14 protein-coding genes are annotated in these 16,319 nt (G+C 41.3%); 2 read left to right on the plus strand and 12 right to left on the minus strand.

Annotation, left to right across the window (positions count from 1 at the left end; genetic code table 11):
* Positions 1–12 precede the first annotated feature (12 nt).
* The 8 genes from ACIQZD_RS08485 to ACIQZD_RS08520 form a co-directional block, all read right to left on the minus strand.
* Positions 13–792, minus strand: a complete 780-nt coding sequence (locus tag ACIQZD_RS08485) for an enoyl-CoA hydratase (RefSeq protein ID WP_402900705.1) — start codon at positions 790–792, stop codon at positions 13–15.
* Positions 789–1,676: a 3-hydroxyacyl-CoA dehydrogenase family protein gene (locus ACIQZD_RS08490; RefSeq protein ID WP_402900708.1), complete on the minus strand. Its 888-nt coding sequence runs from the start codon at positions 1,674–1,676 to the stop codon at positions 789–791. Before ACIQZD_RS08490 ends, ACIQZD_RS08485 begins: the two co-directional genes overlap by 4 nt.
* 43 nt (positions 1,677–1,719) lie before the next feature.
* Entirely contained in the window at positions 1,720–2,283 is a 564-nt protein-coding gene (locus tag ACIQZD_RS08495; RefSeq protein ID WP_402900711.1) for a TetR/AcrR family transcriptional regulator, read from the minus strand.
* A gap of 72 nt (positions 2,284–2,355) precedes the next feature.
* Positions 2,356–3,963 carry a long-chain-fatty-acid--CoA ligase gene (locus ACIQZD_RS08500; RefSeq protein WP_402900714.1) on the minus strand — a complete coding sequence of 536 codons (1,608 nt, stop codon included), beginning with the start codon at positions 3,961–3,963 and terminating at the stop codon, positions 2,356–2,358.
* Between the two features lie 34 nt (positions 3,964–3,997).
* Positions 3,998–4,771, minus strand: a complete 774-nt coding sequence (locus ACIQZD_RS08505) for an SDR family oxidoreductase (RefSeq protein WP_402900717.1) — start codon at positions 4,769–4,771, stop codon at positions 3,998–4,000.
* Positions 4,768–5,997 carry an acyl-CoA dehydrogenase gene (locus ACIQZD_RS08510; protein ID WP_402900721.1) on the minus strand — a complete coding sequence of 410 codons (1,230 nt, stop codon included), beginning with the start codon at positions 5,995–5,997 and terminating at the stop codon, positions 4,768–4,770. Before ACIQZD_RS08510 ends, ACIQZD_RS08505 begins: the two co-directional genes overlap by 4 nt.
* Before the next feature lie 105 nt (positions 5,998–6,102).
* Positions 6,103–7,425, minus strand: a complete 1,323-nt coding sequence (locus tag ACIQZD_RS08515; RefSeq protein WP_402900726.1) for an ATP-binding protein — start codon at positions 7,423–7,425, stop codon at positions 6,103–6,105.
* Positions 7,426–7,623: 198 nt separating this feature from the next.
* Positions 7,624–8,976, minus strand: a complete 1,353-nt coding sequence (locus ACIQZD_RS08520; RefSeq protein WP_402900729.1) for a TrkH family potassium uptake protein — start codon at positions 8,974–8,976, stop codon at positions 7,624–7,626.
* 234 nt (positions 8,977–9,210) lie between these two features.
* Between ACIQZD_RS08520 and ACIQZD_RS08525 the strand changes: the two genes are divergently transcribed.
* Positions 9,211–9,402, plus strand: coding sequence for an alpha/beta-type small acid-soluble spore protein (locus ACIQZD_RS08525; protein ID WP_034314196.1), 192 nt, complete (start codon positions 9,211–9,213; stop codon positions 9,400–9,402).
* A gap of 56 nt (positions 9,403–9,458) precedes the next feature.
* Here the strand turns inward: ACIQZD_RS08525 and ACIQZD_RS08530 are convergent, their stop codons facing one another.
* From ACIQZD_RS08530 to ACIQZD_RS08545, 4 genes are all read right to left on the minus strand, one after another.
* Positions 9,459–10,715 carry an anti-sigma-I factor RsgI family protein gene (locus tag ACIQZD_RS08530; RefSeq protein ID WP_402900732.1) on the minus strand — a complete coding sequence of 419 codons (1,257 nt, stop codon included), beginning with the start codon at positions 10,713–10,715 and terminating at the stop codon, positions 9,459–9,461.
* Positions 10,712–11,455 (minus strand): RNA polymerase sigma factor SigI, encoded by a 744-nt coding sequence (gene sigI, locus ACIQZD_RS08535; RefSeq protein ID WP_402900735.1) that lies wholly within the window; start codon positions 11,453–11,455, stop codon positions 10,712–10,714. The genes ACIQZD_RS08530 and sigI overlap by 4 nt, the downstream gene beginning before the upstream one ends.
* 354 nt (positions 11,456–11,809) lie before the next feature.
* The gene (locus tag ACIQZD_RS08540) at positions 11,810–12,601 is read right to left on the minus strand and encodes a TerC family protein (protein WP_402900738.1); all 792 of its coding nucleotides are present in this window, start codon (positions 12,599–12,601) and stop codon (positions 11,810–11,812) included.
* A 259-nt stretch (positions 12,602–12,860) separates the two neighbouring features.
* A complete protein-coding gene (locus ACIQZD_RS08545; RefSeq protein WP_402900741.1) occupies positions 12,861–14,420 on the minus strand; it encodes an aldehyde dehydrogenase family protein in 1,560 nt (519 codons plus the stop codon).
* A gap of 633 nt (positions 14,421–15,053) precedes the next feature.
* On the opposite strand from ACIQZD_RS08545, the gene ACIQZD_RS08550 reads away from it, so the two are divergent.
* Positions 15,054–16,247, plus strand: coding sequence for an FtsW/RodA/SpoVE family cell cycle protein (locus ACIQZD_RS08550; protein WP_402900744.1), 1,194 nt, complete (start codon positions 15,054–15,056; stop codon positions 16,245–16,247).
* Positions 16,248–16,319: the final 72 nt, after the last annotated feature.

Genomic DNA, 16,319 nt, shown 5'->3' on the forward strand with positions numbered 1-16,319 from the left:
CCCTCCTTGAAATTAACGATGTACAAAAGCAGGTTTACGTTTATCCAAGAAAGCGGAAACCCCTTCTTTAACATCTTCAGTTTGGAAGATTTCTTCAAAAAGATTCGTTTCAATCTCCAGACCCTGTTCAAGCGTGGCTTCACTTCCTTCATTAATCGCCTTCTTGATTCTCGAAAGTGCCTGAAGTGAGTGCCTTGTCATTCGTGAGGCCAAGATTTTCGCTTCCGATAAGCCGCAGCCTTGCTCGACGACTTTATTGACAAGCCCGATCTTTTCCGCTTCTATGGCACCTAGCGGGTCACCGGTAAATATAATCTCTTTTGCCTTTGCGTTTCCGACAAGTCTGGACAAACGCTGTGTACCGCCAGCTCCAGGAAATAAGCCTAATTTCACTTCCGGCAGACCAATTTGAATCTGTGCTTCAGCCACTCGCAAATCACAGGCCAGAGCCAGTTCACATCCGCCGCCCAAAGTCAGGCCGTTCAATACAGCTATTGTAGGTTTAGGAAACTGGTCGATTTTGGTTAGGACGGCATGACCTTCCTTTACCATTTCCTTCATATTCGGGTTCCCCATCATGCTAGGGAATTCTTTTATATCAGCACCAGCCGCAAATGCGATATTGCCTGCACCTGTTATGAGTACCGCAACAGTTTCATTATCTTTTGAAAGTTCATCGAATGTTTCTCCCAAGTCTCTGAATACTTGTTTACTGATTACGTTTAATGGAGGATTGTCGATGGTGATGACCGCAAGCTTATTTTCCTTAACCACTCTAATTAATTTTGTCATCGATTCTTCACTCCTTGATTTGGATAATCATACCAGCCTTTTCCTGTTTTCCTTCCTAAATGTCCCTTATTCACCTTTTCTGCTATACAAGCATTTGGCTTGTCTTCTGGATTTCCAGTTTCATTGTATCGCTGCTGCATGACAAAATATCCTACATCAATGCCTGATAGATCCATCAGTTCAAAAGGGCCGATGGGATGGCCTAAGGCTTTCCTGCAAATTAAATCGATATCCTTATAATCCACAATTCCTTCTTCATACAAATATAAGGCCTCACGCTGCAACGCTCCCAAAATTCGATTGGCTACGAAACCCGATATCTCTTTCCTCAACAAAACTCCTGTCCTATTCATTTTCTCTGTCACTTCCATCGCAAGCTTGGCTGTTTCCTCCGATGTTTGATCACTCATGACAACCTCAACGCAATCCATTACTAGAGGCGGAAAAAAGAAATGCATATTAATAAACTTATCCGGACGATTCGTCACACTCGCAAGCAGGCTATTGACGATCGTTGAACTATTCGTTGCAAAAATGGTTTCCGCGGGGGCGAATTCTTCAAGTTTAGCGAAGACCTCCTGTTTCACATCAAGTTTTTCAACTACCGCTTCAATGATCAGATCAGCTCCACTCGCCGCTTTCTCAAGATCGGTAGTATATTGAAGACGGCTAAAAGCAGCCAATTTACGATCTTCAGACAATTTTCCTTTTTGAACCCATTTAGTCAAAATGACGTCCAATTTTTCTTTGGCTGTATTCAACGCTTTTTCCTGAACATCCTGAAGAATCGTTTCGTAACCTCCAAGTGCAGCAAGCATCGCAATTTGATGTCCCATCTGCCCGGCCCCAATTACGGTTATCGATTGAATTTGCTTGTTGGCCATGCCTTCTATCTCCCTTCTACTAACTGGTTAGTATGTGACCTGGTCACGCTTCAATTCCGTGCAGAATCATCCCCATAAAAATGGATGCAACTTCCTGTTCGGTTTTTTCACCTTCTGGGTCGAACCAATGATAGCTCCAATTGGCTACACCCAAAATAGCAAAAGAGATGATGGATGCATCGAGATTGGAACGTAGTTCTCCGCTCTCGATGCCGCTAATCAGCACTTGCTCGATTTTATTACGGAACTCATCCCGCTTAGGAAGGATTTGTGCAAGTTTTTCGTCACTTAGATTTTTCATTTCACGGAAAAAGACCGTTGCGCTGGATTTTTTGGTTTTGATGCTTTTTAAAAGCATATATACCATATCGTAAAGCTTATCCTTACAGCTTTTCCCAGGTTCCGATATGATCATTTCCTGCTCACTAAGCAACTCGTCTATATAAGCGAGATGAATATCCATAAGCAATTGCTCTTTGCTCGTAAAGTAATAATAAAACGTTCCCTTCGTCACCCCGACCGATTCGACGATATCAGAAATCGAAGTTTCACTAAAGCCCTTCTTTTCAAATAAGCGTATGCTATGTTCTGTCATTTTTTCTTTCATGTAAGCACCCTCGCAATCTGTTAAAATTTCAGCTGAATTGATATCATACGCTTTCGTACTATCAAAGCCCACTTATTTCCTGGAAAGTTCTTCTCTTAAAGCCCGCCTTAAAATCTTTCCGACATTTGTTTTCGGTAACTCTTCACGAAATTCAACGAAATGCGGAACTTTATAGGCCGATAGATTGGCACGGCAGTAATCGATGATTTCCCGTTCATTTGCCGTTTTATTATTTTTAAGTACAAGCACCGCTTTTACCGACTCCCCTCGGTACGCATCCGGAACGCCGATGACAACCGCTTCCTGGACAGCAGGATGTTCATAAAGCACTTCCTCCACATCTCGCGGATATATATTATAACCACTTGCGATGATCAAATCTTTTTTCCTGTCGACAATATAGAGATACCCGTCTTCATCAACTTTGGCGATATCACCCGTATAAAGCCAACCATCCCTAAGGGTTACCGCCGTTTCCTCCGGCATATTCCAGTACCCTTTCATCACTTGTGGTCCTTTGACGACCAATTCCCCCATTTCGCCAGTGGCCACTTCTTTTGTCCCGTCTCCCAGGTCCATCACTTTATATTCAGTCGAAGGGATTCCGATCCCGACGCTCCCCGGCTTCCTTTTTGCAAATACGGGATTACAATGAGTTGTTGGCGAAGCTTCCGTAAGACCGTAGCCTTCCAATATCTTTGCACCTGATTTTCGTTCGAACTCACGCAGCAGTTCCACGGGCATCGGTGCACTTCCGCTGTTACAGACCTGAATTGAGCCCATTCCATATTCTTCTGCCTTCGGGTGATTCGTCAACGCTACATACATGGTAGGTACACCAGGAAAAGTGGTCGGCTGTTCACGCTTTATCGTTTCCAGCACTTCTTCTATTTCAAATCGTGGCAGCATGATCGAGTCACCCGCGATATACACGGATAAATTCATTGCGGACGTCATTCCAAAAACATGAAAAAGCGGGATGACCGACAGCGTTCTTTCAGATCCCATTTTTAATTCATGCTTGAAGAATTCATACGATTGAACGACATTGGCCAGAATATTGCTGTGAGACAGCATCGCCCCTTTTGAACGGCCAGTCGTACCACCTGTGTACTGAAGAACGGCTATATCATTTTCCGGATCGATTGATACTGGATTGATTTTCCCGTCTCCTGTCTTCATGAATTGGTCAAAAGAAGCATCAGGCTGGAAATCTGCATCCGAAGGCTGAAGGCTTACGGCGATAATATTTTTCAGATTTGCATGTTGCTGAACACTTTTCACTTTCGGGTATAATCCGTCCAATACCACGATCGTTTCTGCACCGGAGTCCTGTAAAATGTGCTGCAGCTCCCTTTCAACCAGCATTGGGTTGATTTGAGTGATAATCGCTCCTGTTGTCAACGAACCATAATACGCAATGACGTATTGCGGACAGTTAGGCAGCATGATGGCGACACGGTCGCCTTTTTGAACACCTTTTTTTTGCAGGGCTGAAGCAAAGGCTTGCGATGCATGAAAAAGTTCCTGATAAGATATCTTTCGGTCATAAAAAGTAATAGCTGTATTGTTTGGATAGGACTGACATGCATTTTGAAGGATTCTCTGCATCGGAAACTCAGGGACATTTATTTCCTTTGAAATTGAATCAGGATAAACGGACAGCCATTTTTTCATCATTTCATACCCTCCAGCCATATTTACTTACCTTTCATTACTTTGCATGTGAACCCCCATCGACAATCAAGATATTTCCAGTAACAAAATCAGATGCCTTCGAGGCCAGGAAAACCGCTGCCCCTTTTAAATCATCATCACTCCCTAATCTTTTTAGCGGCGTGGAATCCAAGATAGGATTCTTCCCTTGCTCAAGAACCCCTTTCGTCATTTTTGTCGGAAAGAATCCAGGTGCGATTGCATTTACATTGATATTATGCTGACCCCATTTAACAGCTAAATCCTTTGTTAAAGTAATGACCGCCCCTTTACTCGTATTATAGCCGACCGTATCGAGCACCCTAGGGTCGGTCCCCCCTAATCCGGCGACGGAAGCGATGTTTATGATTTTCCCATGTCCCTGCTCAATCATGACCCTTCCTGCTGTCTGGCTCATGATAAAGGTTCCGGTTACATTGACATTCATCACCTTCTGCCACGCTTCAAGGGGCATGTCGACGGCCGGTGCCCCCCAGGATGCCCCGCTATTGTTTACTAAAATGTCGATGGCACCGAATTCACGGTAAGTTTCGTTAACAACCTCCTGTACATCTGACGGATTGGTGATATCACACTTGAAGGAAAGCGCCTTGACTCCAAGCTTTTCGATTTGCGAAGCAACTTCGTCGCATGCCTCCTTCTTCCTTGAACAAAGAACGACATTTGCCCCGGCTTCGGCAAAGCCGGTCGCTATTTGTGCTCCCAATCCTCTCCCTCCGCCGGTTATGATCGCCGTCTTTCCAGTCAGATCGAATAAGTCGGTAACTTTCATATTTTCACCTCATGCTTTTGTTGGTATTTTCGAAGTTCTATTTTAGCAACTTGTGAGCGGTGAACTTCATCGGGACCATCAGCAAGCCTTAACGTCCGTGCATTTGCCCAATGTGCAGCAAAAGGGAAATCATCGGAAATCCCTGCAGCTCCAAAGCCTTGGATGGCCCTGTCCAGCACTTTCAATGCCATATTTGGCGCCACCACTTTTATCATGGCAATCTCGGCCTTCGCTTCCTTGTTCCCGACAGTATCCATCATATAAGCAGCTTTTAAGGTCAGAAGTCTTGCTTGTTCGATTTCAATCCGTGAATCGGCAACCCACTCCATGATCACACCTTGTCTCGCCAATGTTTTACCAAAAGCGACACGGTTTTGAATGCGCTTACATAATTCTTCAAGTGCTCTTTCAGCAGCGCCGATCAGCCTCATGCAATGATGTATCCTTCCGGGTCCGAGTCGTCCTTGGGCAATTGCAAATCCTTTACCTTCCCCCCATAGAATATTCGTTGCCGGAACCCTCACATTTTCAAAAGTGATTTCAGCATGGCCATGCGGGGCATGATCATAGCCAAAAACAGGGAGCATTCTCTCGATTTTGACACCCGGTGTATCCAGCGGTACAAGAATCATTGACTGTTGTTCATGCTTGGACGCCTCAGGATCTGTCTTACCCATGACGATGGCAATCTTGCATCGAGGATCGCCTGCTCCTGAAGACCACCATTTTCGGCCGTTTATGACATACTCATTACCCGTCTTTTCTATCCTGCATTCGATATTGGTCGCATCGGAAGACGCCACTTCCGGTTCCGTCATCGAGAAGCATGAGCGGATTTCCCCAGCAAGCAAGGGCTTCAGCCAGCGTTCTTTATGTTCATCTGAGCCGTATCTCACCAACACTTCCATATTACCAGTGTCCGGCGCATTACAGTTGAAGATTTCAGGTCCTATCGTCGACCTACCCATGATTTCACAAAGCGGGGCATATTCTAGATTTGTTAAACCCGCACCATAATCGCTATCAGGTAAAAATAAATTCCATAATCCTTCTTCCTTTGCTTTTGCCGTCAATTCAGATAATACCGGGGGTATTTCACTCCAGCGGCTCTTCTGTGCTTCGAGCTGCTTTTTGTATATTGATTCATTTGGGTATACATGCTTTTCCATGAATTCCGTTAACTTCTTTTCCAAGTTTTTCACCTTTTGAGTATGTTCAAAGTTCAAATTGATTCCTCCTTTTAAACTTACTAACCGGTTAGTATGTTATTACTTTTAAAGTATATACACAACATTCAGATTTTTTCAATAATTAAATCATTTATTTTCTTATCATTCAAAGCCCTGTACCTGGACCTTTTTGTTCCCACTATATTCCTTTTGTTGGACGGTGGGAAATATACAAACGATTTTCGTACCTTTTTTCAGTTCACTTGTGATGTAAACTTTTCCGCCATGATTTTCGATGATTCTAAAACAAACGGAAAGACCCAATCCCGTTCCTGATGTTTTTGTAGTAAAAAATGGTTCTCCTACTTTTTGCAGGGAGTTTTCCGGAATACCCTCCCCTTCGTCCAAAATGCCCAAAACAACTTCCCCATTTTCCCCATTTATGCTCACAAAAATATTTCCGCCATTCGGCATCGATTCTATGGAATTTTTTATCATGTTTATTAGTACTTGCTTGATTTGGTTTTCATCAAAGTACATAAAAATAGGTTCCGAATCATAATTTTTATGAATCTGAATATTGTTCAGTACGGCGTTTGTCTCCAATAGCGTCACGACATGGTTGCAGCTTTCCTTTAGATCCTTCTCAAGAAAAACCGCCTCAGCAGGTTTCGATAGCAGCAAAAGTTCATTCAGCACTTCCTCAATTCGATTTATTTCCGAAAAAATAATATCATAGTACTCCTGCTTTTCGGCACCGCCATCTTTAATCAACTTCACGAATCCCATTATCGCTGTCATCGGGTTCCTGACCTCATGTGCAATCCCTGCCGCAAGTTGGGCAGCCGTTGATAATTTGCTTGATGTGATTGCCAAATGTTCGTTTAGGCTCACAAGCTTTTCCTCCGCATGTTTACGTTCATTGATTTCCGATAATATGCCCGCCGTCCCGATGAATTTCCCAGCGTCATCATAAATTAGTTTAACGAATGCTTCAACCCAACTTGTTCCCTTTTTCGCATTTAGTTTGATGTCCGCACGAAAATATTTATTCCCTCGATGAAAGGTGTCCGCAAAGGCCTTTAATACGTCTTGATAAGAATTGTTATCCATATGTTTAGAAAAGTGAAGCCCTAGGGATTCATTCACGGTTGCACCACTCATCGATTTCCATGCCGGGTTTAAGTACAGCCAATTTCCTTTATCATCCGTTTGGAAAATAACCTCATTGAAGCTATTGACCAGTTCTTTGGAGTAATTGGAGATAATGCGATAACGCCCTTCGCTATCCTGCAATAAAGCAATCGTTTTACATTTATGATCAAAGATGGCACCCAAACACCAGGCTATGGTTAAAATTACGATTAAATATATTCCTGCAAAGGCGGAAAACCTGCGTTCTTCATGACCCAGCCACCCTATATAGGGCAGTATCAATATGAAGAAAAGGGCAGGGACAAAGATTCTTCCTGTATATTTCTTCATTTCTTCCACCTCCTTACCAAAATGATTTATATTTCATCCGATCTAATTCCAAGTAAGGGGTCAAATTAGCATATCTTTTAAATAGAAATGGTGGAAAACTCACTTAATAGGTAAATTTCAACATTTTATCCAAGATTCCTGCAAACAACACAAAAAACCTTTCCACCGATGGAAAGGTCACTGTTAAACTTAAATCATTTACCCAATGATGACGCGTTCTTTTGGATAATGGAAATTTTCCGTAACTTCTTTATGGCCTATGATATACAGGAGGGAGGTTATCCCGACACGGCCAATGAACATAATGATCATTATGACAATTTTACCGGTATTGCTGAGGTCAGGCGTGATTCCCATCGAAAGGCCGACTGAACCGAAAGCCGAACATACCTCAAAAATGATTTGCATCAAAGTAAAATTTTCAGTAATTGATAAAATGAAGACCGCCATTATGCAAAGGAGGGACCCCATGATCATAACTGCTGTCGCTTTTCGGATATCATCGGGATGAATCTCCCGTTTGAACACTTTAATGGAACGCCTTCCTCTCATGAAATTCCATAAAAATAAAATCATGATGGCCAGTGTAGTTGTCCGGATTCCTCCCCCGACTGAACTTGGGGATGCTCCAATGAACATCAAGATGCTCATCAATAAAAGGGTCGGTTCCGAAAAGTCACTCACATTCATGGTTGTTAACCCGCCGCTTCGCGTATTGGAGGACATAAATAAAGAGTAGAAGAACGATTCATGCCAGCTCTTATTTTTAAAGAACCCATTTATTTCCAAAAGATAAACCAAGATCGTTCCCCCAATGATAAGGGAAAAGAAAGTGACTGAGGTCAGCTTCGTGAACAAAGAAAAATGAAACTTATAAGTACGGGCCCTATTGGACAAAAACTCTTTCAGCTCAATCAAGACAGGAAACCCAATGGCGCCAAGGGTAAGCAGGATAATCGTAATGAACTGTACAAAATAATCGTCTTTAAATGGAATCATCGATATACCGGTAATATCAAAACCAGCATTCGTGGTGGCACTTACGGCTAAAAATAAGCCATTTAAAAAGGCCTCTTTCCAGTCTGGAAAATAATTCAGAAAGTAAATGCCTAAAACGAGAGCTCCAATCATTTCAATTACGACAAATATCTGTATGATTTGGATCAATAATTTAACAAGGCCCGAGAGGTTCGATTGGTTTTGATCAGTCATGATCAATTGCCTTTCCTTCAAACCGATTTTCTTGCCCACTATAAGCCAGAAAAAAGTTCCAAGTGTCATGATGCCAATACCGCCAAATTGGAGAACGAACATTAGAATGAAATAGCCTACCTCATTATACACTTCGGGCAAACTAACAACTGTCAGACCTGTCACACTAACTGCACTTACGGCTGTGAATAAAGCATCCATGAATTTAAATTCCACGCCTGGCTTCAGAGCAACCGGCAAACTCAACAGTACGGTCGAGATAGTTACGGCCAAAAAATAATAACCGACAATAAGCTGAGCTGGTGTTAACTTTGATAATATTTTTTTGATAGCAAACATAGAGAGTTTCCTTTCTTACTCCTATATAGTTATGTGAATCACATAACCATTAAAAATCTAGTTTACCCTTTTTTCATTCTTTTTTCCATTCTCTTTTAAAACTGACTTACTTACAACAAAAAGGCAGGTTTACCAATAAGTTTGATGCTGCTCATATAAGTAAAACTCGACATTCTACTTATACTATCATTACAGCGGCAAAAGCCGTTGAAAAAGTAAAGGGGAGATTCAAAAATGGCTAACAGCAGCAACAATCTTCTTGTTCCTGGAATCGAACAAGCACTAGAACAAATCAAATATGAAATTGCATCTGAATTCGGTGTACAATTAGGTTCCGATACTTCAGCACGTGCCAATGGTTCAGTTGGCGGAGAAATCACTAAACGTCTTGTACAACAAGCACAATCTCAACTTAAAGGTCAATAATTCCTAACACAATTAAATATCCATGGCTAAGAGTCCAGCAGCATGCTGGACTCTTTTTAATCATTATGTCCATTTCCGTTTCCATTATTGCCTTTACCCCTTTTCGACTTCTCCCAATCTTGCTTATTTTGTTTATTTTGCTTATTATCCTGTTTTGCTTGCTTATCCCGTTTAACCTGCTTCACTTGGTTAACTTGTTTATTTTTATTTTCGTGCTCTATATGATCATTATTATTATTTTCTTTGGCTGATGAAACCTTTTTTACATCGAACTTTTTATCATTCTTTGCATTTTTCTGCTTGTTCTTTGATTGGTTGCTGTGGTCGCTATCGGATTTTCCTTTTGACTCGTTGCTTTTTTCCTTATATCCATTTATTGCATTCCGTTTTCCAATTGTATCTTCCCGTTCAGTTTGTTCCTTAACTTTGGTAACTTCCATACCCGCGTTTTTCCGTTCAGTCGGTTTGGCTTCATTGGCCGGCTTTTGCTTTATTTCAATATCATTATTCTCTTTTTTCTTTTCTCCATCCGATTTGTTTTCCGTACTCAGCGTCACGCTCTTCTCTTTCGGAATAACAACCTTTTCCTCAACTTTTTTATCTGGTGCTGGAGCAGGCTCCCTCTTATTGACTTTTACCTTATCTTTATCTTCATTCAACTTCTTTTCGAGATACTTACCCGTGGATATGCCTTGTTCCCTTGCTTGCTTCCGATCGCTTTTTGTTGCCTGGATCACTTTCATTTTTGTGTTAGAAACATTATCCTGCTCAGAAATTTCTTTTATCTCTTCTTTTAAATTCTTATCCAGTTCTTTATCTTTTTCCAATAACGTTGTGGAAACGACAATTTGTTTATTTCCTTTCAAATAACCAAGTTGCTTCGTCGTTTCAATGATCCGGTTTGTAATAGTCTTTATATCCTTGCCTTTCCAGTCCTTCAGCTGACCAATCACAAGCTTGCCGTCTTCATTTAAACCGGTAAGTTTGAGAACTTCTAAATCATCGTCAAGCTCCAATTCAATGCTTGGATTCACATCTATCGTCATATATGCCGACACAGGACCGGAGAAATAAGAAGGAAGAATCAAAAACAGAATCAAGAAGGTGGAGGCAATGCTTAGCACGGCCGTTTTTTTGAAAGATGAATGAAACTTGGAAAAGGCTAAAGTGAACTTTTGTTTAGCAGGTGAAAAAGTGATTTCCTCACCCACTTCATATACCCGTTCCTGCCTTTTGGTTTTCAGAAATTCACCCTCGGGGGTCAATAGGGTTACAAATCGCTTATTAACTGAAAGAATAACTCCTTTTTTCATCCATCGATAGCCCCTTTTATATAATCATTCAAATACAAAAAATCTCCGTTTATTATGATTGCCACAGCAATGATGTACTTTCTGTTCCGTTCAATCGTTTTTCTGCTTACTTCCACTTTTCCCTCAAGCTGTTTTACGGGCAGCCGCTTTTTTGCAAACAGGATTTCTTTCAGTTCGTCATCTTCCATTAACAATTTAGCGATCATAATAGCTCCCTTCCTGGCATCTGCATGTTTGGGGGAGTTTTCAACTAAATCCTCAAATGACAGACCAAAATCCTCTAGATGGCTTATATAAAGCAGAATTTCTTCTTTTCTTTTTTCCGATTCCTTCTGCTTCTCGTATTCATTGATGGAATTTTCATTATCGAAATATATATGGCTTTGCTCATTATCATCATTCAGTGATAAATCCAATAGGAGTTCTCTTTGTTTGGACTGGCTTCTTATATAATCTATAACCCTTCGTTTAACGAGGGTTTCGGCAAATGCCAATAAAGAACGGCCTTTTTCCGGGGAATATTTATCGATTGCCTCGTTAAAAGCAATCAGTCCAATACTGAATTCATCATCTGATTCATATATGTAACGTTTGCAAACCGATGACACTGTTTTCGCAATAAAAGGTTTAAATGACTCTATGGTATCATTACGAAGGCTAATATCGCCTTGTTGAATTTTCAATACGGTTTCTTCTAAAGAACGCTTTTTTTTGAATGCTGTTAACAACAATCCAAGCATTTGCTCACCTCGCTCCTGTTGAACATAAAATACGCATCAACATACTTATCTTAAGCGGAGGGAGTCTAAAAGACAGTACCAAAAGAACTATTTTTGCATTAAAAATGAAATCACATAATATATCAACATGATAAAATACTTAGTTTTTTCTCGTTTATTACAGTGCAATTACAGTAAGTTATCTTTTTTCTGATTTCCGTCCAATTCAATGGGACAATTGTCATTTTTATAACCGGAATTTAATATTCACATCTTTTAACATATCATTCGTAAACATCCCTGCGCTTTTGAGGGTCATCTCCATAAATACATGAAAAAGCAAAAAAAATAGGCGTGACCAGCACGCCTGTTTTTTTAAGCTTCCTGTATTTTTTTCTCTTCTTTTTCTTTTTTTTCTTTTTTTTCTTTTTTGCTTGAAATGATCCATGCACCTGCTGCAATTCCAATCAATACGACCCAGAAAATCGATTTCCAAAGAGTTGATTCAGGGAAATGTTGATCGATGACAGCCAGTGAAGGGTGTGCGAGTGTGTGTACCGCCAACTTCACTCCTACCCATCCCACTATCAAAAATGCAGCCATTTCTAGGGAAGGACGCTGATGAAGCAACTTCACGAACGCATTTGCTGCAAATCGCATAATGATCAACCCAATCATGCCGCCGAGGAACATGACAGCGAATTGCCCTCCGTCAATACCGCCGACTTTCATCCAGCCTGTTTCAGGAAGTGTAACAGCTAGTGCGACGGCAGCCAACATCGAATCGATTGCGAAAGCTATATCAGCCGCTTCAACCTTTACCACGGTCATCCAGAAGCCGGATTGCTTTTTAGGTTTCGTGATTTCCTTCTCACCTTTACCTGCGTATTTTTTGTAAATGTGCTGAAAAGCAATGAAAAGTAAGTAAATCGCACCGATTGCTTGAACTTGCCACACCTCGACAAGAAAGGAAATAAGGAATAAACTTGCAAAGCGGAAAACAAAAGCTCCCATCAAACCATAAAACAAGGCTTTTCGCTGTTGTTCTTTTGGCAAATGCTTAACCATGACAGCCATGACGACTGCATTATCCGCAGCAAGTATCCCTTCTAATCCAACCAAGATAAGAAGGACCCAGCCATATTCCAATAATATTGATGCTTCCATCCATTCAACCTCCAATAGTTAGTATTTCCTTCCTACTGGCATTGGCAAAATAAAAAGACCTCTGCCATATAGGCAAAGGTCTTGCTGAACATGAAATCATGTCAACAAAGCCGATGAATGTCTAACATTCACGTAATGACGACTTTGTTTTAGGGCGAACCCTAACGCTACTCCCCTTTGAAAAGGAAAATCAGTTATTAAGTATATTAATAGTATACGCGCTCGTTATGAAAATAACAATCTTTTTTATAAATGGATCTCATTTTTTGTTCCTTTTGGATAATTTAATCAATCGCAAATATTCTTTGCCGAAACGAATCCAGTTCGGTTTGGCAGAAAAGTAGTTCTGAAACAGCGATAAGAAACTCGTGTATTTTCCTTCATATGGATACCATTGTATTTCTGTATTGTTTTTACCTTTATCGATCATGATCGCTTTTTCATGGCAGAAAATCTTTAACCCATGCTCGCCATGATAGCGGCCAACCCCGCTTTGTTTGGCACCGCCAAATGGTAAATGATGATTCGCAACCGTTATCAGCACATCATTGATCGTCACCGCTCCCGTTACTAACCGAGACGCAATTTTGCTTGCTTTTTCCCTATCCATCGTCCAAACGCTGGAATTGAGTCCATATTCACTTTCATTTGCCAGGGCGATCACTTCTTCCTCCGTATCAAAAGGCACAACAGGCAACACTGGTCCGAACGTTTCTTCTTTCATGATTTTCATGGAATGATCGACATTGGACAGAATCGTGGGCGGAATGAAATGGGTCTCTCCCGTTTTCCACTCTTTCGGTGGTATTCCGGATTCAAGTACGGCCCCCTTATTCAGTGCATCCTCCAGCTGTCCAGCCACAATTTCAACTTGTGCCGGGAAAGTCATTGAACCGATATCATCCTGCGATTGCACCCCCTGCCTCATGGACTTCGTTTTTTCTTTAAGAAGCATGAGGAAGTCCTTATAAACAGGACGTTCCACATAAACCCTTTCAACACTCATGCACACCTGCCCGCTGTTTGTGAAAGCCCCCCAAAGAGCCCCGTTCACAGCCCGTTCCAGGTTAGCATCACGCAGAACGATCATCGGATCCTTCCCGCCAAGCTCCAGAGTCGTTGGGATCAGTTGTCTTGCTGCGACCTCACCAATCATTTTCCCAGTCCTTACAGATCCGGTAAAAAATATATAATCTGGCTTTTGCTCAGTTAATGCCGAACCCAATTCTTTCCCTCCATGGGCAAACTGTATAGTTCCGTCCGGGAAACCAGCTTCAAGAAACAGCTTTTCGATGCATATCCCAACTAAAGGAGTTACCTCTGAGGGCTTGGCGATGACTGTATTTCCCGCTGCTAGAGCATTAAGAATGGGTACCATGGAAAGCTGCAGCGGATAATTCCATGGTGAAATGACGAGAATCGTTCCACGGGGCATATAATGGATATAAGATTTTTTTCCAATTAACATGAGCGGAGTGGTGACCTTCCGTCCGGACAGAGATTTCACTGCATGTTTCTCGATATGCTTGATTGCATCAATCGTTGGCATGATGTCAGCAACCAGCGCTTCAATTTTCACTTTTCCCGTATCTTTTGAAATGACTTCAGCTATTTCATCCATTTTTTCAACCATCAATAAACGAAGCCGTTTTAAATAGTGCAGCCGTTCCTTGATGGGAAGATTCGACCATGCTTGGAACGCATGTCTTGATTTCTTATATATATGAGGAATCGACTTCAATGGTGTTGGGATGATTTCCGCAATCTTCTCACCTGTTGCCGGAGAAAACACTTCCAGCTTGTCATGTATTTCTTCCATAACTACTCCCCTTGCTTTACCTTATTTTTATTGGTACTTCCTATCATTTTTATGCTTTTAATTAAGATCGACCAAGGAGGCACACCTTCCCTAATTCACAAAACGTAACGTACGAGGTTTTCCCACCCCTCTTTATATCATGCCTGAGACACAGCAGCCTGTATAATATAATCGATTGGAACCAAGTTCACAACCGGTTCCCTCTCTTCATTAAATCCCTACCCGATTCCGTGCCACATAACCGGTGTTAAAATAAGTATACCTCTTAAGATGAGTTACTCTAACAAATTCGTTTACAGTATCCACTGCTCACATAAAGTTTTGCCACAAATAACCTTAAATAGTAATCTTCCAGACAATACAGCACCGATAAATGGAATATATAGTAAAAAAATTTCCGTTATTAAAAGGAGTATTCACGTTTGCTATCGAAGGTAATGTATAGGAATCCGAATTAGGCTATAAGCAAAAAGGAAATCCGGCAGACAAGTTTCTAGGTTTTAGTGTTTAATATTGGTTTATGGAGGATAAATTCATATTATCGAATAAAAATTATTATCTATATAAACAATTTTCCGTTACTATATAAGAAGGCGATTTTTTCGCGCATACATATTTGAGGTGAGCGCACAAGTGAAAAGAATAATTAAAGCATACGACTTCCCTATTTTCATCGCTGTCGTATTACTCTGTTTGTTTGGTTTAGTCATGATTTACAGTTCGAGCATGATTACTGCTGTTGCTCGATACGGCATGCCCATGGATTTCTTCTTTGAGAAACAAAAAACGGCCTTTCTCATTTCATTCGTGGCAATGATCGTCACGATGATTCTTCCTTATAAGATGTACAAAAACAAAATGTTCTTGATGTCTATGATGTTTGGAATGGCCGGTATCCTTTTGCTGCTCTTTATCTTCGGCCATACAGCAGGAAATGCCACAAGCTGGTTCAAATTAGGGACAAAATCGATCCAACCCGCTGAATTTTCCAAGTTAGCCATAATCATTTATCTGGCAGCCATTTACGGAAAAAGGCAGGATCGAATCAATAGTATTGATAAAGCCGTCATCCCGCCGATTTTCTTTCTGGTATTCATCTGCTTTTTAATCGGAATACAACCTGACTATGGAACGGCAGCGGTCATTTTCCTGATTTCAAGTACCATGATCATTTCATCCGGGATGTCTTTTAAGAGTATATTCAAACTCTCTTTGATTACTGCGATATTCGTTGCCATTTTTGCATTAGGGGTACTCGTGACAGGAAATTTCTCAGCCGTTCTTTCTGAAAATAAGATTTCTCGTTTTACGGGGTTTGCAGACCCTTTCGGAAAGGCAGGAGAAAGCGGGTATCAACTCGTGAATTCCTTATTCGCAATAGGATCCGGCGGCCTTACTGGAGTGGGACTTGGTGACAGTGTACAAAAATACGGGTACCTGCCTGAATCACATACTGATTTCATTATGGCCGTCATTGCAGAAGAGCTGGGGATATTCGGAGTGGGATTCGTTCTATTGACACTAGGTTTTATCGTCCTGAGGGGATTTGTACTTTCAGCAAAATGCAAGGATCCTTTTGGAAGCCTTTTATTGATCGGCATCTCATCCATGATCGGCATTCAAGTCGGCATCAATGTTGGCGGAGTGACAGGACTTATCCCTATTACAGGGATCACCCTTCCATTCATCAGTTATGGAGGATCTTCCTTACTGCTGCTCATGCTTTCAATGGGTATATTCCAAAATGTCGTTATGCGAATGAACTTGCTTGAACAGAAAGAAAAGGTCGTGTCCATCCCAAAAGATGAGATTGCGTCTTCAAAATAATCGATCAATTACCCCCTGATATTTCTGTTCATGTCAGGGGGTTCCCTTCTCTGTAAGGTTATGAAAGTTCCC

Origin of the sequence: Peribacillus sp. NPDC096447, assembly GCF_044762725.1 — a bacterium.
Taxonomy (GTDB): domain Bacteria; phylum Bacillota; class Bacilli; order Bacillales; family DSM-1321; genus Peribacillus.